The 21,661-nt window shown below is 71.4% G+C and carries 20 protein-coding genes; 3 read left to right on the top strand and 17 right to left on the bottom strand.

Annotation, left to right across the window (positions count from 1 at the left end; genetic code table 11):
• Positions 1–2 precede the first annotated feature (2 nt).
• The 17 genes from selB to fdh all read right to left on the bottom strand — a co-directional run bounded on the left by selB (position 3) and on the right by fdh (position 19,208).
• Positions 3–1,904 carry a selenocysteine-specific translation elongation factor gene (selB, locus tag JMJ55_RS25715; protein ID WP_202828480.1) on the bottom strand — a complete coding sequence of 634 codons (1,902 nt, stop codon included), beginning with the start codon at positions 1,902–1,904 and terminating at the stop codon, positions 3–5.
• Entirely contained in the window at positions 1,901–3,256 is a 1,356-nt protein-coding gene (gene selA / locus JMJ55_RS25710) for an L-seryl-tRNA(Sec) selenium transferase (RefSeq protein WP_202828479.1), read from the bottom strand. The genes selB and selA overlap by 4 nt, the downstream gene beginning before the upstream one ends.
• Positions 3,256–3,630, bottom strand: coding sequence for a cytochrome C oxidase subunit IV family protein (locus JMJ55_RS25705; protein ID WP_202828478.1), 375 nt, complete (start codon positions 3,628–3,630; stop codon positions 3,256–3,258). The genes selA and JMJ55_RS25705 overlap by 1 nt, the downstream gene beginning before the upstream one ends.
• Complete coding sequence (locus tag JMJ55_RS25700; protein ID WP_202828477.1) at positions 3,627–4,253, bottom strand: cytochrome c oxidase subunit 3; 627 nt, start codon at positions 4,251–4,253, stop codon at positions 3,627–3,629. The genes JMJ55_RS25705 and JMJ55_RS25700 overlap by 4 nt, the downstream gene beginning before the upstream one ends.
• A complete protein-coding gene (locus JMJ55_RS25695) occupies positions 4,250–5,935 on the bottom strand; it encodes a cytochrome c oxidase subunit I (protein ID WP_202828476.1) in 1,686 nt (561 codons plus the stop codon). The genes JMJ55_RS25700 and JMJ55_RS25695 overlap by 4 nt, the downstream gene beginning before the upstream one ends.
• Positions 5,932–6,873 carry a cytochrome c oxidase subunit II gene (gene coxB / locus JMJ55_RS31985; RefSeq protein ID WP_202828475.1) on the bottom strand — a complete coding sequence of 314 codons (942 nt, stop codon included), beginning with the start codon at positions 6,871–6,873 and terminating at the stop codon, positions 5,932–5,934. Before coxB ends, JMJ55_RS25695 begins: the two co-directional genes overlap by 4 nt.
• On the bottom strand, positions 6,870–7,592 hold the full coding sequence (locus tag JMJ55_RS25685; protein ID WP_202828474.1) for a hypothetical protein: 723 nt from the start codon (positions 7,590–7,592) through the stop codon (positions 6,870–6,872). The genes coxB and JMJ55_RS25685 overlap by 4 nt, the downstream gene beginning before the upstream one ends.
• Positions 7,589–7,975, bottom strand: a complete 387-nt coding sequence (locus tag JMJ55_RS25680) for a hypothetical protein (protein WP_202828473.1) — start codon at positions 7,973–7,975, stop codon at positions 7,589–7,591. Before JMJ55_RS25680 ends, JMJ55_RS25685 begins: the two co-directional genes overlap by 4 nt.
• Positions 7,965–9,023, bottom strand: a complete 1,059-nt coding sequence (locus JMJ55_RS25675) for a hypothetical protein (RefSeq protein ID WP_202828472.1) — start codon at positions 9,021–9,023, stop codon at positions 7,965–7,967. The genes JMJ55_RS25680 and JMJ55_RS25675 overlap by 11 nt, the downstream gene beginning before the upstream one ends.
• On the bottom strand, positions 9,020–9,538 hold the full coding sequence (locus tag JMJ55_RS25670) for a c-type cytochrome (RefSeq protein WP_202828471.1): 519 nt from the start codon (positions 9,536–9,538) through the stop codon (positions 9,020–9,022). Before JMJ55_RS25670 ends, JMJ55_RS25675 begins: the two co-directional genes overlap by 4 nt.
• Positions 9,538–10,059 carry a DUF3341 domain-containing protein gene (locus JMJ55_RS25665; protein WP_202828470.1) on the bottom strand — a complete coding sequence of 174 codons (522 nt, stop codon included), beginning with the start codon at positions 10,057–10,059 and terminating at the stop codon, positions 9,538–9,540. Before JMJ55_RS25665 ends, JMJ55_RS25670 begins: the two co-directional genes overlap by 1 nt.
• A complete protein-coding gene (gene nrfD / locus JMJ55_RS25660) occupies positions 10,056–11,411 on the bottom strand; it encodes an NrfD/PsrC family molybdoenzyme membrane anchor subunit (protein ID WP_202828469.1) in 1,356 nt (451 codons plus the stop codon). Before nrfD (JMJ55_RS25660) ends, JMJ55_RS25665 begins: the two co-directional genes overlap by 4 nt.
• Complete coding sequence (locus tag JMJ55_RS25655) at positions 11,408–14,194, bottom strand: 4Fe-4S dicluster domain-containing protein (protein WP_202828468.1); 2,787 nt, start codon at positions 14,192–14,194, stop codon at positions 11,408–11,410. Before JMJ55_RS25655 ends, nrfD (JMJ55_RS25660) begins: the two co-directional genes overlap by 4 nt.
• Positions 14,191–14,892 (bottom strand): cytochrome c3 family protein, encoded by a 702-nt coding sequence (locus tag JMJ55_RS25650; protein ID WP_328702778.1) that lies wholly within the window; start codon positions 14,890–14,892, stop codon positions 14,191–14,193. The genes JMJ55_RS25655 and JMJ55_RS25650 overlap by 4 nt, the downstream gene beginning before the upstream one ends.
• Positions 14,893–15,004: 112 nt before the next feature.
• Complete coding sequence (gene fdhD, locus JMJ55_RS25645; protein ID WP_202828467.1) at positions 15,005–15,814, bottom strand: formate dehydrogenase accessory sulfurtransferase FdhD; 810 nt, start codon at positions 15,812–15,814, stop codon at positions 15,005–15,007.
• Between the two features lie 3 nt (positions 15,815–15,817).
• Positions 15,818–16,117: a hypothetical protein gene (locus JMJ55_RS25640; RefSeq protein ID WP_202828466.1), complete on the bottom strand. Its 300-nt coding sequence runs from the start codon at positions 16,115–16,117 to the stop codon at positions 15,818–15,820.
• Complete coding sequence (fdh, locus tag JMJ55_RS25635; protein ID WP_407927561.1) at positions 16,107–19,208, bottom strand: formate dehydrogenase; 3,102 nt, start codon at positions 19,206–19,208, stop codon at positions 16,107–16,109. Before fdh ends, JMJ55_RS25640 begins: the two co-directional genes overlap by 11 nt.
• Before the next feature lie 258 nt (positions 19,209–19,466).
• Here fdh and JMJ55_RS25625 point away from each other — a divergent pair, with 258 nt between their 5' ends.
• The 3 genes from JMJ55_RS25625 to nrfD (JMJ55_RS25615) are packed head-to-tail and all read left to right on the top strand — an operon-like array spanning position 19,467 to position 21,656.
• A complete protein-coding gene (locus JMJ55_RS25625; RefSeq protein ID WP_202828463.1) occupies positions 19,467–19,679 on the top strand; it encodes a hypothetical protein in 213 nt (70 codons plus the stop codon).
• An 11-nt stretch (positions 19,680–19,690) separates the two neighbouring features.
• Positions 19,691–20,599, top strand: a complete 909-nt coding sequence (locus JMJ55_RS25620) for a 4Fe-4S dicluster domain-containing protein (protein WP_202828462.1) — start codon at positions 19,691–19,693, stop codon at positions 20,597–20,599.
• A 10-nt stretch (positions 20,600–20,609) separates the two neighbouring features.
• Positions 20,610–21,656 carry an NrfD/PsrC family molybdoenzyme membrane anchor subunit gene (nrfD, locus tag JMJ55_RS25615; RefSeq protein WP_202828461.1) on the top strand — a complete coding sequence of 349 codons (1,047 nt, stop codon included), beginning with the start codon at positions 20,610–20,612 and terminating at the stop codon, positions 21,654–21,656.
• Positions 21,657–21,661: the final 5 nt, after the last annotated feature.

The raw sequence follows: 21,661 nt of genomic DNA, 5'->3' as shown, positions 1-21,661 counted from the left end.
GCTCAACGCGCCAGCTCCGTCGCCGGTGCGGCCGGGCGCGCATCACGGTCGAGGAAGCGCCGGTCGCCCTGGCGCCTGGTGAAGCGGATGGCGTCCAGATGCTCCAGCAGCGGGATGCCATATTTGCGCGAGATGCCGAGCAGCGCCCCGGCCTCGCCGGCGGTGAAGCCTCCGGGGCGCGCCAGCCCCTCGGCGAGGCGGCGCTTCGCCGCCTCCACAGCCTCGCGGTGGAACAGGATGGTGCGGCGCTGCACCGCGTCCACGGTGCGGACCAGGATGCCGCGCCCGACCAGGAAGCGCAGCGCCGCCTGCCGCCGCGGATCGCCCCCCGCCAGCTCGGCCGGATCGGGCGGCTGGAGGCCGGCGCGGCGGAACAGCGCGGCGAGGCCGAGCGCCATCTTCCGCGCATCGCCGGCCATGGCGCGGGCCGGGTCGAAGCCGGGGGTGCGGAACAGCGCGCCGACGCGCTCGGCGGCGCCTTCGGCCAGCAGCGCGGCGAGGACGGGTTCGGTGAGGCCGGGCGGCAGCCCCTCCGGCCGCATGCCCGCTTCCAGCGGATGCGCGGCATGGAAGGCATCGAGCGCCTCGCGCAGCGCCACCCGCAGCGCATCCCAGCGCTCGGGATGCAGCAGGCTGCCATCGGGCAGCTCCCGCGCGCCGGCCGCCAGCGCCCAGGCCCGCAGCCGCGCCGCCGGATGGCCGAGCCGCGGCACCAGCGCGCGCGGGGTGGCTGCCGCCTCGCGCAGCAGCAGCGCCGTGGCCGCGGCCCAGTCGCCGGCCGCCGCGGCCTCCAGCCGGGGCCAGGCGGCGCGGTTGGTGCGGTGCCGCCGCGTGGCGCCGGGGTCGAGGATGGTGCCGCCGCCGATGCTGAGGGCCGGCGAGGCGATGCGGAGGATGAAACCGTCGCCGGCCATGGCCGGTAGCGGCGGTTCACAGCGGAGCTGAACCAGGGCGGTCGCGCCCGGTGCCAGCGCCCCGCCATCCGGCAGGCGGAGCCGCGCCGCCACCTCCGTCGTGCCCGAGAGCAGCCGCAGCCCCGCCCCATCCGCCAGCGGCCCCGGCGCCGAGGGCAGGAGGCTCAGCCGCGCATCCAGCCATTCGCCCGGGCGGATCACGCCGGGGCTGGCGAGGACCAGGCCGCGCCGCAGCTCGCCCAGCTCCACCCCGCGCAGCGCCACTGCGAGGCGGCGGCCGGGCGGCGCGGCGGGGACGGACCGCCCATGCATCTGCAAGCCGCGCACCCGCGCCCGCAGCCCGCCGGGCTGCAGCTCCACCTCCTCCCCCACCGCGAGGCGGCCGCGGCGCAGCGTGCCCGTCACCACCGGGCCGATCCCGGGCAGGGCGAAGGCGCGGTCCACCGGCAGCTGCGCCAGGCCGGTATCGGCCGGCGGCGGCACCCGGCGGGCCAGGGCGAGCAACGCCTCGGCCAGCGACGCCCCGCCCAGGCCGGTGACGGCGGAAGTCGGGATGACGGCGGGTGGCAGGAAGCCAGCCGCCTCGGCCAAAGCCGCCGCCTCCGCGCCCGCCGCCCGGATCGCCTCCGGCCCGGCGCGGTCGCAGAAGGAGAGGGCGATGACCGCGTGCCGCAGCCCGAGCAGGCCGGCGATCTCCAGATGCTCCCGCGTCTGCGCCCGCGGCCCCTCCAGCGCCGAGACCACCACCAGCGCGGCGCCGATGCCGGCGGCGCCGGCGACCATGGTGCGGAGGAAGCGCTCATGCCCCGGCATGTCGATCAGGTCGATCTCGGCCCCTTCCGCCCGCAGCAGGGCGAAGCCGAGGGCGATGGAGATGCCGCGCGCCCGCTCCTCCGGCAGCCGGTCGGTTTCGGTGCCGGTCAGCGCCCGGACCAGCGCCGTCTTGCCATGATCGACATGGCCCATGACCCCGACCGCCAGCGCCGTCATGGCGCCAGCAGCGGGAGCTGCGCTGCGAACCCCTCCGCATCCTCCAGGCAGCGGAGGTCGAGCAGCACGGCGCCGCGGGCGACCCGGCCAATCACCGGCACCGGCAGGCGCCGCAGCGCCGTGGCCAGGGCCTCGGCGGTGAGGCCGCGGCGCGGGCGGAGGCAGAGCGCGGCGCTCGGTAGCCGGTCGCTGGGCCGGGCGCCGCTGCCGATCTGGCTCTCGCAGGGCTCGACTGAGACCACGGCCTGACCCTCCAGCGCGGCGGCCAGGGCAGGACGCAGTTGCTCGGCCAGGGCCGCGATCTCCGCCTGCGGCCGCCGCAGCAGGCGCAGCGCGGGCAGGCGCTCGGCCAGACGGTCGGGATCGGCCTGGAGGCGCAGCACGGCGGCGAGCGCGGCGATGGTGGTCTTGTCGAGGCGCAGCGCGCGTTTCAGCGGATGCCGCCGCAGCTTCGCCACCAGATCGGCCCGGCCCACCACCAGCCCGGCCTGCGGCCCGCCCAGCAGCTTGTCGCCGCTGAAGGTGACGAGATCGGCCCCGGCCGCGATCGCCTCCCGCACCGTCGGCTCCCGCGGCAGGCCCCAGCGCGCCAGGTCGTGCAGGCTGCCGCTGCCGAGATCGACCACCATCGGCAGGCCCTGCGCATGCGCGATGCCGGCCAGCTCGGCCTCGGCGACCTCGGCGGTGAAGCCCTCGATGGCGTAGTTGCTGCGATGGACCTTCATCAGCAGCGCGGTGCGCGGGCCGATCGCCTCGGCATAGTCGCGCGGATGGGTGCGGTTGGTGGTGCCGACCTCGCGCAGCCGGCAGCCGGCCTCGCGCATGATGTCGGGGATGCGGAAGGCGCCGCCGATCTCGACCAGCTCGCCGCGCGAGACCACCACCTCCCGCCGCGGGGCGAGGGCGCGCAGCAGCAGCAGCACGGCGGCGGCATTGTTGTTGACGAGCAGCGCCGCCTCGGCGCCGGTGAGGTGGCAAAGGAGCGCTTCGCAATGTGCGTCGCGCTCGCCGCGACTGCCGGCCTCCAGGTCGAATTCGAGGTCGGTGGCGCCGGCGGCTTCCGCCATGGCGGCGAGCGCCGCCTCCGGCAGCGGGGCGCGGCCGAGATTGGTGTGCAGCACCGTCCCCGTCAGGTTCAGCACCCGGCGCGGGCCGCGCGTGTGGTGGTCGAGCCAGGCCTCGGCGGCGGCGAGGATCGGCGCTTCCTCCCCGGCGCGGAAGGAGGCGGCGGCGGCACGCAGCGCCTCCACCACCAGCGGCCGGCCATGCCGTTCCACCAGCGCCCGGGCGGCGGGCAGGGCGAGGAGGCGGCCGATGGCGGGCGGCCGTCGCGGCGGGACGAGCGCATCCATCAGAAGCCCCGCTGCCCGGTGGCCGGCAGTTCCGGCTGGCTGCGCGGCATGACCGTGCCCGGCTGGGAAGGCGCCGAGCGCGTCAGCACATCGGCGAAGGTCAGGATCAGCAGGAAGGCGACGAAGAACAGCGCCGTCGAGGCGGCAAGACGCAGCAGCGGGTCCGGCTTGCGGAGCTGCATGAAGAACAGCATCACCAGCCCCCCCTTCACCACCGCGATGCCGAGCGCGGTGGCGGTGGCGAACCGCCCGAGCGGCACATAGGCGAGGCCGAGCGTCGCGCCGAGCAGCAGTATCAGCGCCGCCCAGACCGGTAGCGTCCGCCGCCAGATCGCGCCCGCCGTCAGCGGCACATCCTCGCCGAGCCCGGTCACGAGCGCCCCGCCAGGTAGAGCAGCGGGTAGAGGAAGATCCAGACCAGATCGACGAAATGCCAGTAGAGGCCAGCCGCCTCGAAGGCCGGGCTCGAGAGCGGCCGGCTGCCGCGCCAGGCCTGCGCCAGCAGCGTGCCGACCAGGCAGAGGCCGATCGTCATGTGCAGCGCATGCACCGCCGTCAGCAGCCAGTAGAAGGCGAAGAAGATCTGTGCCGCCGGCTGGTCCAGCCGGAAGCCAGGGCCGGGAACCAGGTGCTTCTCGATATCCTCGGCATATTCCAGCCCCTTCACCATGAGGAAGGCGAGGCCGAAGGCGATGGTCACGCCGAGGCAGACCAGCGTCAGGCGCCGCAGCCCGGCGCGGGCGCTCTCGGCCGCCACCGCCATGGTGAGGCTGCTGGTGAGCAGGATGCCGGTATTGATGGTGCCGTACAGCACATTGGTCTCGCGCGCCGCGGCGGCGAAGGCCTCGGGCCAGAGCACGCGGTTGACGGCATAGCCAGTGAGGGCGCAGGCGAAGAACATCACCTCGCTGGCGAGGAAGACCCAGAGGCCGAATTCCGCCGCCTCCCGCTGCCGCCGCAGGCTGCGCCAGGGCTTGTGGAGCGCGGCCTCGCTCATACCGGCTGGCCACCCTGCGGGCTGTGCGGCTCGCGGTCCATCGCGGGCGGGCCCTCATGCTCGGGGTGGTAGTTGTAGGGGCCCTGGACGACGACCGGCGGCGTGTCGAAATTCTCGGTCGGCGGCGGGGAGCTGGTCTGCCATTCGAGGCCCGTCGCGCCCCAGGGATTGGCGATGGCCCGCCGGCCCCAGATCAGCGACCAGGCGAGATAGCCCATCGGTAGCAGATAGGCGACGGCGAGGATCAGCGCGCCGCCGGAGGCGAGGACGTGCCAGACCTGGAATTCCTGCGGATAGACATGGTAGCGCCGCGGCATGCCGAGGAAGCCCATGATGAACATGGGGAAGAAGGTGAAGCCGAAACCGAAGAACATCATCACCGCGGCGAAGCGTGCCCAGGCTTCCGGATACATCCGCCCGGTGATCTTCGGCCACCAGTAGCTGAGCCCGCCATAGAGCGCCGAGACCGCGCCGCCGACCATGATGTAGTGGAAGTGGGCCACGACGAAATAGGTGTCGGTCACATGGATATCGACCGGCACCGAGGCGAGGAAGAGGCCGGTGAGCCCGCCGATGGTGAAGAGGCCGATGAAGCCCAGCGCATAGATCATCGGCGCATCGAAGACGATCTGGCCGCGATACAGCGTGGCCGTCCAGTTGAAGACCTTGATCGCCGAGGGCACCGCGACGACGAAGGACAGGAAGGAGAAGACCAGGTTGGCGAAGAGCGACTGGCCGGAGACGAACATGTGGTGGCCCCAGACCAGGAAGCCGACCAGCGCGATCCAGAGCAGCGCATAGACCATGAAGCTGTAGCCGAAGACCCGCCGCCGTGCGTAGCAGGTGACAACCTCCGAGATCACCCCGAAGGAGGGGAGGATCATGATGTAGACGGCAGGGTGGCTGTAGAACCAGAACAGGTGCTGGAACAGGATCGGGTCGCCGCCCCGCAGCGGGTCGAAGATCGGGATGCCAAAGGCGCGCTCGGCCGAGATCAGCAGCAGCACCATGGCCAGCACCGGTGTGGCCAGCACCATCACGATGCTGGTCGCATAGATCGCCCAGACAAACAGCGGCAGGCGGAACCAGGTGAGGCCCGGCGCGCGCAGCAGATGGACGGTCGCGATGAAATTCACCGCCGTGGCGATGGTCGAGAAGCCGGCGACGAAGACCGCCGCCGCGGCGGCCAGGACGTTGCCGTTGGAGAAGGCCGTCGTCAGCGGCGTGTAGAAGGTCCAGCCGGTATCCACGCCGCCCGAGACCAGCGTGTAGACCGCGATCAATCCGGCGGCGACGAAGATGTACCAGCTGATGAGGTTGAGCCGCGGAAAGGCCAGGTCCTTCGCCCCGATCATCAGCGGCAGCATGAAATTGCCGAGGATGTTGGGGATGGAGGGAATCAGGAAGAACCACACCATCACCACGCCATGGAAGGTGAAGGCGCGGTTGTAGGAATCGGCCGAGAGCAGGTCACCCTCCGGCGTGAAGAGCTCCAGCCGAAGAAGGAAGGCCGCGGCGCCGCCCAGGAAGAAGAAGACGGTGATGGCCGCCATGTAGAGCAGGCCGATCCGCTTGTGGTCGGTCGTCAGCAGCCAGGAGGCGAGGCCGGTCTCGGCCGTCAGGTAGTTCTCCGCCCGCCCGGGCCGGTCCGGGATGGCGCGTTCCGCCGTGAGGCCGCTCATCGGGATATCTCCCCGCGCAGGGATTCGAGATAGGCGAGCAGGCTCTGCAGGTCGCCCTCATCCACCAGCCCCTCAAAGGACGGCATGATGGGCTCGTAGCCCGCGACCAGGTCGCGCTTCGGCAGCAGGATCGAATCCCGGAGATAGGCCGCATCCGCCCGCACCGTCCGGCCATCCGCGAGGTTCACCATCCGGCCATAGATCCCTTGCAGGCTCGGCGCATGCACCGCGGCGGAGGGCGCATGGCACCCTGAGCAGCCGAGCGAGACAAAGAGCGCGGCGCCCTCGCCCGGCAGGTCCTGTTCCTGCGGCTGGGCGGTGGCCCAGCGCGCGTAGTCCTCCGGCTCCATCACCGTGACGGTGCCGCCCATGGTGGCGTGCTCGGTGCCGCAGAATTCGGCGCAGAACAGATGGTAGGTCCCGGGCTTGGTGGCGCGGAACCACATATGGGTGAAGCGGCCGGGCACCACGTCCTGCTTCACCCGGAAGGCGGGCACGAAGAAGCTGTGGATCACGTCCTGCGAGGTCATCACCAGCCGCACCGCTTCCCCGCGCGGGACATGCAGGGCGTTGATCTCCCGCGCGCCGTTCGGGTGGCGCGCCTTCCACATCCATTGCTTGGCGACGACATGCACCTCCAGCGCATTGGGCGGCGCGTCGCTGGCGCGGAGCTGGGTCGCCCCCGCCCACCAGAAGAGGAAGATGGCAAGGAAGAGCGTCGCCGCGGTCCAACCCAGTTCCACATCGCGGCGGAGGAATTCCGGCAGTTCCCCCCGCCTTGCGCTGGAGCCGCGCCGGTAGCGGATGGAGAAGACCAGCAGCAGCATGGCGACGAGCAGCAGGATGGCGCCGGCGACGACCAGCAGGCCGATGAACAGGCTGTCGATCCGCGCTGCCTGTTCGGAGGCGGTCGGTGGCCAGAGCGAGAAGCCGTTCACGCCCGCCGCTCCAGCCGCCGCAGCAGCAGGAACCCGCCGGCCATCAGCCCGAGCGTCGCCGCACCGCCGGTCGCCAGCATCGGGCCGAGCAGGCTGGCATGGCCGGTCGCGGCGGCGCAGACCAGCCGCACCCGCGCAATGAGGCCCGGCACCCCACGCAGCGCCGCCCGCACCTCCTCCGGCTCGGCGCCGAGGGCGGGGAGGGCGGCGGCAAGATGCCCGTCTGGCCGCAGCACGAAGAGCGCTAGCGGGTGGTCGAAGCCATCGCCCTGCCGCACCGCCTGAAAGCCGAGCGCGGCCGTCGCCGCCGTCACTGCCGATGCGCTGCCGAGCAGGAAGCGGGAGGTTTCGGCCAGCGCCCCGCTCTCGCCGAGCCAAGCGCGCCGCATGGCCTCGGCGGCGGCCGGGTCGTCGGCGGGGTCGAGGCCCAGCACGAGGAGGCGGTAGTCCCGGCCCGGCACCAGCCCGGTGGAGGGTAGCATCGCGGCGGCCAGTCCAATCGCCGTGCCGCAGAGCGTCGTGCAGCCGTAATCGGCGAAGGCAAAGACGGCCGGCAACCCGTCCAGCGCCTCGCCGAGGGTCACAGGCCGATCGGCAGAGTCGCGTAGCGCCAGGGACAGCGGCAGCGCCGCGCCAGGCGGCGGGGCGAACTCCGGCGCCTCCGCCCGGGCAGCGGTGGGCAGCAGGGCCAGCAAGCCAGCCAGGCCGCGGCGGGTCATCGGCGCGGGTCCGGCCGGCGCGGCGGGTCGAGCGGGTCATAGGCCCCCGCGCCGCGGGTGGCGATCATCCCCATCGCCCGCTCGATCGGGATCCGGACCAGCCCGCGCTCGCGGTCGGCCCAGCCATAGGCCTCCAGCCGGGCGCGCTGCTCCGCCTGATAGGCGCGGAAATCGCCGGCCGGGTCGCTCTGCAGTCGCGGCGGGGCGAAGGCGGCGGGCGGGATGACCTCCGCGCCATGGACGCCGGCCACACGCTCGAACAGCCAGACCAAGCCGAGCGTGGCACCGACCAGCAGCAGCGTGCCGGCGGCGACGATGACGATCCAGCGGGTGTCGAGATCGGCGGTCTGGCGCTGTTCCTCCAGCGGGGTCTCAGGCGCCATGCGGCACCTCCCGTCTCAACCTGGCGGCGAAGGGACCGCCGGCTAGGCCGAGCCAGAGCCCGCCGATGGCGAAGGTTCCGAGCGCAGCGGCCGGCAGCATCCAGGGCCCGAAGCGCGGCCCGACCAGCCAGGACATGTGCAGCAGGATGCCGGCCAGCACCCCGCCGCCGATCCAGGCCAGCGCCCGCGGGCTGCGCCGCAGGCGGGCCGGCAGCAGGCCGAGCACGGGCAGAAGGGCGCTGGCGGCAATGGCGCCGAGTTCCAGCAACAGCCAGGGCATCTCCTGCCGCGGCAGGTACCAGTCCGCCCGCGGCTTCAGGTTGCCATACCAGGCGACGAGATACTGCGCGAACCCCAGATAGGCGGCGCCGAGCGCGGCGGCGAGCAGCAGCCCGGCGAGGTCGCCCGCCTTGCCCTGGCCGCCGCGAGGCTCCGGCCGCAGCAGCGCGGCCCAGGCCAGGGCGGCGAGCACCTGCGTCACGCCGAGCCACATCGGGAAGGCGGTGGAGCGGAAGGGCGGCTCCAGCGCCAGGATCCAGTCGAGGCCTAGCAGGGTGACGGCGACCGCATGCAGGATCAGCGCCGGCGCGCCGATGCCCGGCCGCCTAGCGCCACCGCCGACCAGCAGCAGGCCGAAGACCGACCAACCCAGCAGCGCCAGCACGCTGCGCAGTACGAGGCCGGGCAGGTTGAGCCAGAGCCGCGCCACATCCGGCTTGATGCCGACAGGCTCGATGATCCAGGGCCAGAGCGCGGCGGCATCCAGCAGCAGCGGTAGGGCGAGCAGGGCGAAGACCGGCAACGTCGCCACCGCCGGCGCCAGCACGGGGAAGAGCGGCGCCAGCCACCGCCCGCCGGTCAGCGCATGCACCGCCAGCAGCGCATAGGCACCGAGCGCGATGCCGAGCCAGAACAGCAGGCCGGTCAGCCAGCCGGCCAGGGCCAGCCCCGGCGCCAGCAAGCCCCAGGCCAGCAGCAGCGCGGCGCCGAGCGCGCCGCCGAGGAAGACCCTTCCAGCATGGGCGCGGAGCCAGTCCTGCAGGCTCATGGCAGGCGCTCCCGCGCATCCGGCACCTCGGCCAGGGCAACGCTGCGGGAGAGTTGCAGCGCCCGGATATAGGCGATGATCGCCCAGCGATCGGCCGGCGCCACCCGCGTGGCATAGCCATACATCACGCCATAGCCGCGGGTGATGACGTCATAGACATAGGGCGCCGGCGCCGCCCGCAGCCGGTCGGTATGGTAGCTGGGTGGGCGGGGGAAGCCGCGGCGGGGGATCATGCCGTCGCCATCCCCGGCCGGGCCGTGGCAGGGGGCGCAGTAGATCCCGTAGCGCTCCTGCCCGCGCGCCAGCAGGGCCGGCGTGACCTCGGGCGGCGTGGCGGCGGCGGCGTCGCGCGCCAGGTCGCCGCGGGCGACCACGCCCTCGGGCAGCGGCCGCGCGGTGGTGCCGTCGGGCCAGAGCGAGGAGCGCTCATAGGTGTCCAGCCGGCGCTGCTGCTTCATTTCCTGCTTGCAGCCGGGCAGGAGGAGCAGCGAGAGGAGGAGCGGCGCGGCGCGCATCAGCCCACCTGCCGGATCGAGAGCGGGGCGAGGCCATCGAGCTTCGCAGCGAAGCGCGCCGCATCCACCTCCGGATCCGCGACGGCGAGGAAGAAGCGGTCCTGGCTGGCCCGGGCGAAGCCATGCGCGGCGAAGGCCGGATGGTGCAGCCGCGGCAGGCCGGTGGAGACGAGGAAAGCGACGACGCCTGCCAGGGTGGCGCCCAGGATCACCGCCTCGAAGGTTGGGACCAGGAAGGCGGGCCAGCTATGCAGCGGCCGGCCGCCGGAGTTGTAGGGGTAGTCGACGACCGCGCTGTACCATTGCAGCCCATAGGCGAAGGCACCGGAGAGCAGCCCGCCCGCCGCCATGATCGGGCGGATCGGGGTGGAACCGAGGCCGAGCGCTTCCGGCAATTCCTCGATGGCGAAGGGGACATGCGCGTCGCGCCCCTGCCAGCCGGCATCCCGCACCCGGCGCGCGGCATCCAGCAGCGTCTGCGGATCGGCGAATTCGGCCAGCAGCATTGGCACCTCGCTCATGCCGCCGCCTCCTTCTCGGCCCGCAGCTCCTTGTTGACGTCATGCATCGCGACCGCCGGCAGCAGCCGCACGAAGACGAGGAAGAGCAGGGCGAAGAGGCCGAAGGACCCAACGAGCGTCGCCCAGTCCCAGAAGGTCGGGTGGAACAGCCGCCGCATGGCCGGCAGATGGCCATGCGAGAGCGTGTTCCAGATGATGAGAATGCGCTCCAGCCACATGCCGATATTGACCAGGATGCAGACCCCGAGCAGCGGCAGCACCCGTTGCCGGCAGGCGCGGAACCAGAACAACTGCGGCGCCAGCACGTTGCAGGCGAGCATGGCGTAGTAGAATGGCGCGTAGTCGCCGGTGAACTGGAAGGAGAGGAATGACCGCTCCTCATGCTCCCCACTGTACCAGCCCATGAACCATTCGGTCAGGTAGGAGAGACCCATGGCGATGGCGCCGGCGAGGATGATCTTCGCCATGACATCGAAATGCCGTTCGTTGATGATCGCCTGCAGGCCGAGGCCCCAGCGCAGGATCACCGCCAGTGTCACCACCATGGCGAAGCCGGAGAAGAGCGCGCCGACGACGAAATAGGGCGGAAAGATCGTCTCCTGCCATCCGGGCATCAGGCTGGCGGCGAAATCCAGCCCGACCACGCTATGGACCGAGACGACCAGCGGCACGGCCAGCGCCGCCATCGCCTTGTAGACTGCGTCATGCCGCTGCCAGTGCCGGGCGGAGCCGCGCCAGCCGAAGGCGAGCACGCCATAGATCAGCTTCGCGCCGCGGCTGCGCGCCCGGTCGCGCATGGTGGCGAGGTCGGGGATCAGGCCGAGATACCAGAACAGCAGCGAGAAGAGGATGTAGGTGCCGATGGCGGCGAAGTCCCAGACCAGGGCGCTGCGCCATTGCGGCCAGAGATTCATGGTGTTCGGATAGGGCGCCAGCCAATAGGCCAGATAGGGCCGCCCGAGATGCAGGATGGGAAACAGCCCGGCGATGCCGGCGGCGAAGAGCGTCATCGCCTCGGCAAAGCGGTTGATGGAGGAGCGCCAGCCCTGCCGCGTCAGCAGCAGCAGGGCGGAGATCAGCGTCCCCGCATTGCCGATGCCGATCCACCAGACATAGTTCGCGATCGGGAAGCCCCAGACCACGGTGCTGTTGTTGCCATAGATGCCGATGCCCTCGACGAAGAGCCAGGCGAGGCAGAGGCCGAAGCCGAGGGTGACGGCGAGCGCCGCGAGGAAGGCGATCCACCAGGGTCGTCCGACGCGGCGTTCCAGCACCGGATCGGCGACCAGCGAGACCATCTCGGCATAGCGCGCCGCGGGCGGCAGGCCGGCTTCCTGCGTCGCCCCGCTCATGTGCCCTCCTCCAGCGCCGGATTCGGGTTGCGGACGCGTTTGAGGTAGGTGGTGCGCGGCCGGGTGCCGAGATGGCCGAGCAGGGCATAGTGCTGCGGCTCCCGCCGGAGGCGCGATGGCGCGGAATCCGGCCGGGCCAGGTCGCCGAAGGTGATGGCATGCGTCGGGCAGGCGGCCTGGCAGGCGGTGACCACCTCGCCATCGGCAATGGCGCGGCCTTCCTTCTCGGCAGCGCGGCGGGCGGTGCTGATGCGCTGCACGCAGTAGGTGCATTTCTCCATCACGCCGCGGGCGCGCACCGTGACTTCAGGGTTGTGGCGCGCCGCGACCACCGGCTCGCCCTGGTTCCGGTATTCCTGCCCGTCGGCATAGCCGTACCAATTGAAGCGCCGCACCTTGTAGGGGCAGTTCGCCTGGCAGAAGCGCGTGCCGATGCAGCGGTTATAGACCTGGACGTTCAGCCCCTCATGGTCATGGACCGAGGCAGCGACGGGGCAGACCGGCTCGCAAGGCGCTTCCTCGCAATGCATGCAGGGCACGGGCTGGAAGCCGATTCCCGCATCCTGCTCATAGGTGTCGATCCGCAGCCAGTGCATGTCGCGGCCGCGTGCCATCTCCTCCGGCCCGACCACGGGGACGTTGTTCTCCGCCTGGCAGGCTACGACGCAGGCGTTGCAGCCGATGCAGAGCGTGGTGTCGATGGCCATGGCCCAGGCCGGGCTGTCGCGGCGCGGCTCCGGGTAGAAGCTCGGCGGCGTCTCCTCGGCGGCGGGCCGCAGCGCCTCACCGAGAGGGACGATCGGCAGCAACTCCCGCGCCTCGCCCTCCAGCCGCTGCTGTTCCTGCGCCAGCACCGGTGGAGCGCGGCGGCCGGTCGGGGAGAGGCGGAGGCCCGTCGCGGTCCAGGGCGCAGCCCTCGGCCGCAGCCGATAGGCATCGGCGCCGATCCCGGTGCCGATGGCGCCGGCCCGCCGCCGGCCATAGCCGAGCGTCAGGGCAACGACCCCCGGGGCGATGCCGGCCTGCGGCAGCAGCGCGACCTCCAGGCTCGCCCCGCCGAGATCGAGCCGCACCAGATCACCTGCTACCATGCCATGGCGCGCCGCGTCCTCGGGCGCCACCAGCGCGGCATTGCCCCAGACCTGCCGGGTCAGCGGCCGCGGGCATTCCTGCAGCCAGGCGTTGTTGGCGAAGCCGCCATCCCAGGCCGAGGCATCGGGCCGCAGCACCAGGGTCAGCCCGGCCGGCGGGGGCGGGGCAGGCGGCAGTGCCGGCAGGCGTGGCTCCGGCAGGGGGAGGCGCGGGGCGGCGCTGTCGGCGATCAGCCCGTCATGCAGGGCCCGGCGCCACCAGGGCTCGAACGCCTCCGGCGTGCGGTCGCCGCGCCAGGTCTCGCGCACCGCTTCATGCGCGCCGAGATCGAGCCGGCCGAGCAGCAGGCCCAACAGCGTCGCGACCGGGCGGGTGGCATAGAGCGGGCGGATCAGCGGCTGCACCACCGCCGCCGTGCCGTCCCGCGCCCGCAGATCCCCCCAATCCTCCAGCGCATGCGGCGCCGGAAGGTGCCAGGCGCAGAGCTCCGCCGTCTCATCCACCTGCATCCCGTGATGCAGGGCCAGGGGCACCCCCTTCAGCGCCTCGGCGAAGCCGAGATCGGCCGGCCCGTCATAGACGGGATTCGCGCCGAGGATCAGCAGCGTGTTGCAGGCCCCGTCCCGCATCGCGGCGACGAGATCGGCGAGCGAGGCAGCCTCCGGCCGCACCGGCTCGATGGCCTCGACCGACGCGGCAAGCCGCGCATTCACCGCATGCACCAGCGCGTGCAGCTCCGGCGCCAGCGCCTCTCCGGCCAGGACCAGCGCGGCGCCGCGATGCGCGCCGAGATCCGCCGCGGCGGCGCGGAGGAAGCGGGCCCGCTCCTCCGGCAGCTCGGGCCGCGGCACCGGCAGGCCGAGCTCGGCCGCGAGCCAGGCGGCGAGGTCGTGGAATTCTTCCGGTCCTACCAGCAGGTGATGGTCGGCATTGGCGCCGGTCAGGCTGATCGCCGGTTCCATCGCGTAGAGCCGACCGAAGCGCGTCCCGCCGGCCCGCGCCTGGCGTTGCGCCGCGAAGCCCCGGCCATTGCGGATCTGGTCGGGACCCGGGCCGAGCGGATCGGCATCGAGGCAGAGCACCACCTCCGCCCGGTCCAGCCGCGGCAGCAGGTCGAGCGGGCGGCCAAAGGCGAGTGTCGCGCCGGCCCGCGCATTCTCCTCGCCGATGGGGACATGGGCATGCCAGACCATGCGGGGGAAGCGGTCCCGCGCCGCCGCGATCAGCCGCAGCAGGGTCGGCGAGGTGAGGGGGCCGGTCAGCAGCCGCAGCCCTTCGCCGCCGCCGGCCCGCAGCGCCTCCAGCCGCGGCAGCAGGGCGGCGAGGCAGCTTTCCCAGGTCGCCACACGCTCCCCATTGCGCGGCGTGCGCGACCGGTCGGGGTCATAGAGCTGCATCAGCTCCGCTTCGGCGAAGGGATCGGTGGCGCCGAGGCTGGCGGGATGCGCCGGATTGCCCTCGATCTTGACCGGCCGGCCCTCGAAGGCGGTGCAGACCACGCCGCGCCCATAGCCGTTCAGCGGCAGAGCGGTGGCGAAGCGCATCGGCATGCCGGGAATGAGGTTTTCCGGCTGGTCGACATAGGGAAGGATCTGCTCCTCCGGCTCGGAGCAGGCGGTGAGCGTGCCGGAAAGCGCCGCGGCGATCAGGCCGAGCGCCGCCTGGCGGCGGGAGAGCGCCGCGCCGCTCATCGGTGGCAGACCGAGCAGTCGCTGAGATGCTCGGTCCGGATGCCGTAATGCCGCATCAGCGCGGCGCCCCGCTTCTCCTGGTCCTCCGGTGGGGTCCAGTGGCCGGCGAAGACCTCGGCCGCGGGGCGCAGATGCGGTGTCGGGTCGCGATGGCAGTCGAGGCACCAGCCCATGGTCAGCGGCGCCGCCTGGCGCATCAGCGGCATGCTGTCCACATTGCCATGGCAGGTGGTGCAGCCGACGCCCTTCGCCACATGGATGCTGTGGTCGAAGAAGACGTAGTCGGGCAGCGCATTCACCCGCGTCCAGGGGATCGGCTTGCGCTCCGCCAGGCTGCGCCGCACCGGCTCCAGCACCGATGCATTGGTCCAGAGCTGGGAATGGCAGCTCATGCAGGTATGGGTGGGCGGCAGGCCGGCGAAGCGGGACTGCTCGACCGAGGTATGGCAGTAGCGGCATTCGATGCCGAGCTCGCCGACATGGTGCTCATGGTTGAAGGGCACGGGCTGGGCCGGCGTGAAGCCCTGGCCGGTGACATGGGGGGTATAGGGCAGCGCCATCAGCAGCCCCAGGCCGGCGAGCGGCAGCAGGACCAGGGAGACGAGGGCGATGCGGGCGACGAGCGTCGCCCAGCGCGGGAAGAGCTGCGCATCCGCATCGTCACGCGGTGGCGGGATGGCCACCGGTTCATCGCTCACCGCTCATCCGCCCTGCCCCCGAGCCCAACGGAGCGTTCCGTTCAGGAGACGGTCGCCGTGGCCGCCAACGTGGCGCCCCGGGCAGGGGTTCGCCTGAAATCGGGGTAAGGCGTCAGCCTTCCAGGCGCTGTGGCTGGGTGAAAACCTCGAAGCCATCGTCGCGGGCAACGCCGATCAGCGTCAGCCCGGCCGCCTCGGCCGACTGCAGGGCGAGGGCGGTGGGGGCCGAGACGGCGGCCAGCACGGTCGCGCCCATGCGCGCCGCCTTCTGCACCAGTTCGACGCTGACGCGGCTGGTCATCGCCACCACCCCGGCGGCGGCATCCAGCCCATCCCGCGCCATGGCGCCGGCCAGCTTGTCGAGCGCATTGTGCCGCCCGACATCCTCACGCAGCGCCAGCAATCCGCGGCCGGGCTGCCAGAAGCCGGCGGCATGCATCGCCCGCGTCGCGCCATGCAGCCGCTGCGCCGGGGCGAGGCTGGCCATGGCGGCGGCGATATCGGCCGGCGCCAGGCGACGGCCCTGCGGCACCGCCGGCAGGCTGCGCACCGCCTCGGCCAGGCTTTCGAGGCCGCAGAGGCCGCAGCCGGTCGGCCCGGCGAGGCGCCGGCGGCGCATCTCCAGCGCGCCCAGCCGGCCGGGTGCGATCCACATCCGCAGCTCGATGCCGAGGGGGGTGTGGATGACCTCCAGCTCCTCGATCTCGGCGGCGGTCTCGACGATGCCCTCGGCGAGGCTGAAGCCGGTGGCGAAATCCTCCAGATCGGCCGGGGTCGCCATCATCACCGCATGGCCCAGCCGGTTGTAGCTGAAGGAGATGGCCGTCTCCGCCGGGACCATGCGGCTGCCGGGGCGCCAGCCATCGGCACGCCAGCAGCGGATGCCGCCGGCCTGCACCGCCTCCTCCACCGTGAGGCCCATGGGCTAATCCGCCTCCTCGATCAGTCGCTGGAGCACGCCGCGGGCATGCTCCACCTCCGACCATGGCGTGCTGCCGAGCGGGAAATGCCCGGCGAGCGCCGTGCTGATGACGGAATTCAAACGCTCGAGCAGCGGCGGCGGCCCGCCCCTCTCGCGCCCATGGCCGATCAACAGGTCGCGCATGGTGCAGAGATGCTCGGTCATCTCGGCGAAGGCATGGCCGTCGCGCTTCGGCTTCTGCGCCAGGGCCCGGTCGAGGGCGGCGAGCGCCGCCTCGCCCTCCGCCCGCGCGCTAACCGGCATCGGGGCCGGACCTCGTGCCGGCGCGGCGGCCCGCGCGCAGGTTGCAGGTCAGCGCCTTGGTGGTGTGGATGCTGGTATTGGCATCGCCCGTGATCGCCAGCAGCACATTGGCCACGTCGCCGCGCGCATAGCCCTCCCAGCCATATACCCAAGGCACGCCGATCTGGTAGACGCGGCGGCCATTGATCTCGAAGGGCGTCAGCCGCTCCGTCACCATGGCGCGCATCTCCACCTCGCCCCGCAGGGTCGAGAGCGTGGTCCAGCCGAGATGCTCGATGCCCAGCTCCCGTGCCAGCTCGGGCGGGAGCTCGACGAAGGCCTCGGGCTGCAGCTCGGCGGTGTGGGGCGCGATGCGGCTCATCACCCCGCCGCAATGCAGCTCGGTCAGGCGGAAGGTGGTCAGCACATAGGGGAAGCGCGGGTCGCCGATGCCGTGCAGCTCATTGCCCGGCTGTTCCCAGATCTTCGCCGTGGGGTTCGCCTGCTGGCGGTAGAAGGGGTTCCGCACCGGGCTCTCGAGCGGCTCGTAATAGGTCGGCAGCGGCCCGTCCTTCAGCCCGCTCGGGACGAAGAGCATGCTCTGCCCGTCGGGCTCCATGATGAAGGGGTCGGCACCGCCGAGCGCCTCCATGCCATGCGGGTTCTTGCTCCAGTCCGGGCGGTAGTCGGGGCGCTTCTCCGGCTCGAAATCCGGCACGTCGAGGCCGGTCCACTTCCCCTGTCCCTCATCCCACCAGATCATCTTCTTCCGCTCGGACCAGGGCCGCCCCTCGGGATCGGCGGAGGCGCGGTTGTAGAGGGTGCGGCGGTTGCTGGGCCAGGCGAAGGCCCAGCCGAGATGGCTGCCCGGACCGCCCGGCTTGTCCGGCCGGCGGGAACGGGCCTGGTTCTGGCCCTCCTTCGGGAAGACGCCGGAATACATCCAGCCGCCGCAGGCGGTGGAGCCGTCATCCTTCAGCGCCTGATAATTCGGCACCAGCTTGCGGTCGGCGACGGTATAGCCATTGATCTCCTGCAGCACCGCCTCCGCATCCGGTTCCTGCTTGTCGCCCATCATGGGATAGTCCCAGGTGAGGGCCTGGATGGCGCGGTCGCGCGGCGCTGTGCTGCCGGCATAGAGCTGCTTCAGCCGCCGGCCGAGATGGTAGATGAACCAGAGGTCGGAGCGGCTGCTGCCCGGCGGCTCGCAGACCGCATCATGCCACTGCACGAGGCGGCTGGTATTGGTGACGGTGCCGCCCTTCTCGGCGGCGAGTGCCGCGGGGAAGAAAAAGACTTCGGTGCCGATCTCCTCCGGCCGCGCCTCGCCGCGCTGGATGCGGTTGCCCTTCTGCCAGAAATTGGCGGTCTCGGTCATGGCGATGTCGCGCACCACCATCCATTCGAGGCGGGCGAGGCCCTTCTCGACCAGCGCCGTGTTGACCGCGCCGACGACCGGGTTCTGGCCGATGAAGAACTGGCCCTTCACCACGCCATTCGACATGGCCAGCGTCATCGGCAGCTGGGAGACGTCGCCCGTCAGCTTGGGGATGTGCTGGTAGCCCCATTCATTGGCGGCGGTCGCATTCTCACCGTACCAGGCCTTCAGCAGGCTGACGATGTATTTCGGGAAATTATGCCACCAGCCGGTCGCTGGTGTCTCGGAGGCGATGTAGCGATCGAGCGTCGCATGGTCGTGGAAGGCGTTGGGCTGCGGCAGGTAGGTCGGCAGCATGTTGTAGAGCGTCGGGATATCCGTGCTGCCCTGGATGCTGGTATGGCCGCGCAGCGCCATGATGCCGCCGCCCGGCCGCCCGACATTGCCGAGCAGGCTCTGCACTATGGTCGCCGCCCGGATGATCTGCACGCCATAGGTATGGTGCGTCCAGCCCACGGCATAGGCGAAGGCGCCGGTGCGGTCGCGGCCGGAATTCTGCGCCACCAGCTCGCAGATCGAGAGGAAGGTCTCCCGCGGGCAGCCGGTGACCTGCTCCACCATCTCCGGCGTGTAGCGGGCATAGTGACGGCGCATGATCTGGTAGACGCAATTCGGGTGTTGCAGCGTTGGGTCCTGCGGCGGCGGCCCCTCGGCCATGCTCTCCGATTGCGCGCCCTTCTGCTCGCCCTGGACGCGGTGCTCGGCGATGGGGGAAGGGACGATCTTGCCCTTGTACTGCCAGCTCTCCTCGCTATAGTCGCCCTGCTGGGGGTCGAAGCCTGAGAAGACGCCGTCCCCTTGCTCCGGGTCGGCATAGGCATCCTCGATGATATGGGCGATGTTCGTATAGGCCAGGGCGAAGTCGCGGAACCAGTGGTCCCCTTCCAGGATGTAATGGATCATCCCGCCGAGGAAGGCGATGTCCGAGCCGGAGCGGATCGGCGCATGGATGTCGCAATTGGCACCCGTCCGGGTATAGCGCGGATCCACATGCACGAGCGTCGCACCGCGCCGCTTCGCCTCCACCAGGAAGCGGAAGGCGATCGGATGGTTCTCCGCCATGTTGGAGCCCATGGTGATGACCCAATCCGAATTGGCCAGGTCCCACAGGGCCATGGTGGCGGCGCCGCGTCCGAAGGAGGTACCCAGACTGGGCACCGAGGAGGAGTGTCAGATTCTGGCCTGGTTTTCTATGGTGACCATGCCGAGGCCACCGTTGAAGAGCTTCTTGATCAGGTAATTCTCTTCATTGTCGAGCGTCGCGCCGCCGAGCGAGCCGATGCCGATGGTGTGGTTCACCACCTTCCCATCCGGCAGCCGCTCGACGAAGGTCTCGTCCCGCGCCTGCTTGGTCAGCTGCGCCACGCGCTCCATCGCCCAGTCGAGCGGTCGCTCCTCCCACTCCGTCGCATGGGGCGCGCGGTAGAGGACCTTGTTGATGCGCTGCGGACTGAGCAGCACGCCGAGCGTGCCGGCGCCTTTCGGGCAGAGCGTGCCCTGGTTCACCGGGCTGCGCGGATCGCCCTCGATATGGATCGGCTTGCCGTTCTTCGCATAGACAAGCTGCGAACAGCCGACGGCGCAGAAGGGACAGATGCTGGTGCCGACCCGGTCGGCCTGTTCCAGCCGCGGGCGCAGGTTTTCGGAGGTGGTGCTGCGGGCGGCCGTGGACATCGGGCTCTCGCCCGCCAGCTGCCGCGGCAGGGACCAGTCCTTCAGGAACCGGGCCCCACGCCCCGCCATGCCACGCCGAAGCTTTGCCATAATGGCCAGCCTCCCCACCCCATGCTCAGCGGCCTTAAGCGCCGGGCGGCTGGCGAGTGGCGGCCGGCCTGGCTCAACAAACGGAGAGCCTGACGCGACGGCGGAGCGCGGGGCCGCCGCGATGCGTATGGACCGGCGAGCCTGCGCGGAGCGCCGAGGATGCGGACCATGGAGGGGATCGTCACCATCCTGCAGGAGAGCCGCTTCCAGCTCACCGACGATGCGGGCGTCTCCCATCTCTTCATCCTCGGCCATGACACGCTGGGCGAGCCGGATCAGCTGGAAGCCCTGCAGCGCCGGCAGGCCAGAATCCGCGTTCGCTACACCGAGCCGCGGAACCTCATCGGGCTGGTGGCCCATTCGGTCGAAACGACAGCCTAGGAGCCAGCCGCATGGACGTGCATGCCCGCGCGCAGGACTATACCGAATCCGAACTGAGCGGGATGATCGAGGATGAGTCGGAGCTGACTGCCGGCGTGCGGATCGTGCCCGGCCGGTCCTACGGCTTCTTCACCGACACCACCGTCTGCATCGGCTGCAAGGCCTGCGAGGTGGCCTGCAAGGAATGGAACAACCTGCCGGCCGACAATGTCGGGCTGTCCGGGCATAGCTACGACAATACCGGCGCGCTGTCCGCCAATAGCTGGCGGCATGTCGCCTTCATCGAGAAGCATACCGGCCAGGACGGCGCGCCGGGCGTGCGCAGCACCAACAAGACGCCTTATCAGAGCGGCTGGCTGATGCTGAGCGATGTCTGCAAGCATTGCCACAACGCGCCCTGCCTGGAAGCCTGCCCCACCGGGGCGCTGTTCAAGACCGAATTCGATACGGTCGTTGTGCAGCAGGATATCTGCAATGGCTGCGGCTATTGCGTGCCCGCCTGCCCCTTCGGCGTGGTCGACCTGAACACGCTGGATGGCAAGGCGCATAAATGCACCCTCTGCTACGACCGGCTGAAGGGCGGGCTGGAGCCGGCTTGCGCCAAATCCTGCCCCACCGACAGCATCCAGTTCGGCGAGCTGCCCGACCTCCAGGCCCGGGCGGAAAAGCGGGTGGAGCAGCTGCACGGGCAGGGCGTCTCCACCGCCTATCTCTACGGCACGCCGGGCGCACCGGGGGCGACGGGCGATCTCGGCCATCTCAACGCCTTCTTCCTGCTGACCGACAAGCCGGAAGCCTACAACCTGCCCTCGGCGCCGACCCGGCCTGCCAACCGCGTCGCGCCGAGCCTCGCCGCCGGCCTCGCCGCCGTTGCCGGGCTGGCGCTGACCGCGCTGTTCGCCTTCAATCGCCGGTCCTGAGGGGCGCGCCATGACGGAGATGAAGGCCTCCACCCTCGGCCCCGAGGAGGCCCCGCCCGCCCCGCCGAGCGCGACGGGCGGCACTCTCGGCCAGCACCGGGAATGGCAGGGGCCGACCTATTACGGCCGGCCGCAGCTCAAGCAGGCGCCGTTCAACAATTGGGTGGTCGGCGGCTACATCTTCCTCGCCGGGCTTTCGGGCGGTTCCGCCATCCTCTCGGCGCTGGCGGACTGGGAGAGGATGGAGGGCACGGCGCGGCGCGGACGCTACCTGGCGATGCTGGCGCCCACCCTCGGTTCGATGCTGCTGGTCTATGACCTGCACACGCCGCAGCGCTTCTACAACATGTTCCGCATCGCCAAGAGCACCTCGCCGATGAGCATCGGCACCTGGATCCTGACCGGGTTCAGCCTGTTCGGCGGGCTGGCGGCGGGGCTGCAATTCCTTGCCGACCGGATGCCCTGGCGGCGCTGGCCGCGGCGGGCGGCCCGGGCGGCCAGCCTGCCGGCGGCGGTGGCGGGCGCCGGGATGTCCACCTATACGGCGGCGCTGCTGGCGGCGACCAGCACGCCCTTCTGGGCCGCGACCCCGCGCGCGCTGGCGGTGCGCTTCGGCAGTTCCTCCATTGCCAGCGCCGCGGCGGCGCTTTCGCTCGGAGAGCGGCCAGGGCCGCGGCAGCGGGCGCTGGATGCGGTGGCGGTGGCGGCACTCGCTGCGGAACTTGCCGCCGCCTCCGGCCAGCACCGGCAGGTCGAGCAGGCCGGCGTCTCGGGCGCGACCGAGGGGCGCTGGGGCCAGGCGGAGCGGATCGGCGCGACGGGGATCGGGACCATGCTGCCGCTCGGCCTGCATGTCCTGTCGCTGGCGGAGGGGGGGCATCCCGGCCTCTCGCGCCTGGCCTCCTGGGCGATTCTCGGCGGAGGCCTGATGCTGCGCGTCACCACCCTTGGGGTGGGGGATGTCTCGGCGCAGCGACCGGAGACCAGCTTCCGCTTCGCCCAGCCGGACAATCTGCCGGAGGGGAAGCCGCGCCGCCGCAGGCTGGCGGCGCGGTAGGCCGC

This window comes from Belnapia mucosa, from assembly GCF_016775475.1.
In the GTDB taxonomy this organism is placed as follows: domain Bacteria; phylum Pseudomonadota; class Alphaproteobacteria; order Acetobacterales; family Acetobacteraceae; genus Belnapia; species Belnapia mucosa.
The sequence above is the reverse complement of the archived record's forward strand: the minus strand, read 5'-3'. Positions and strand labels throughout refer to the sequence as shown.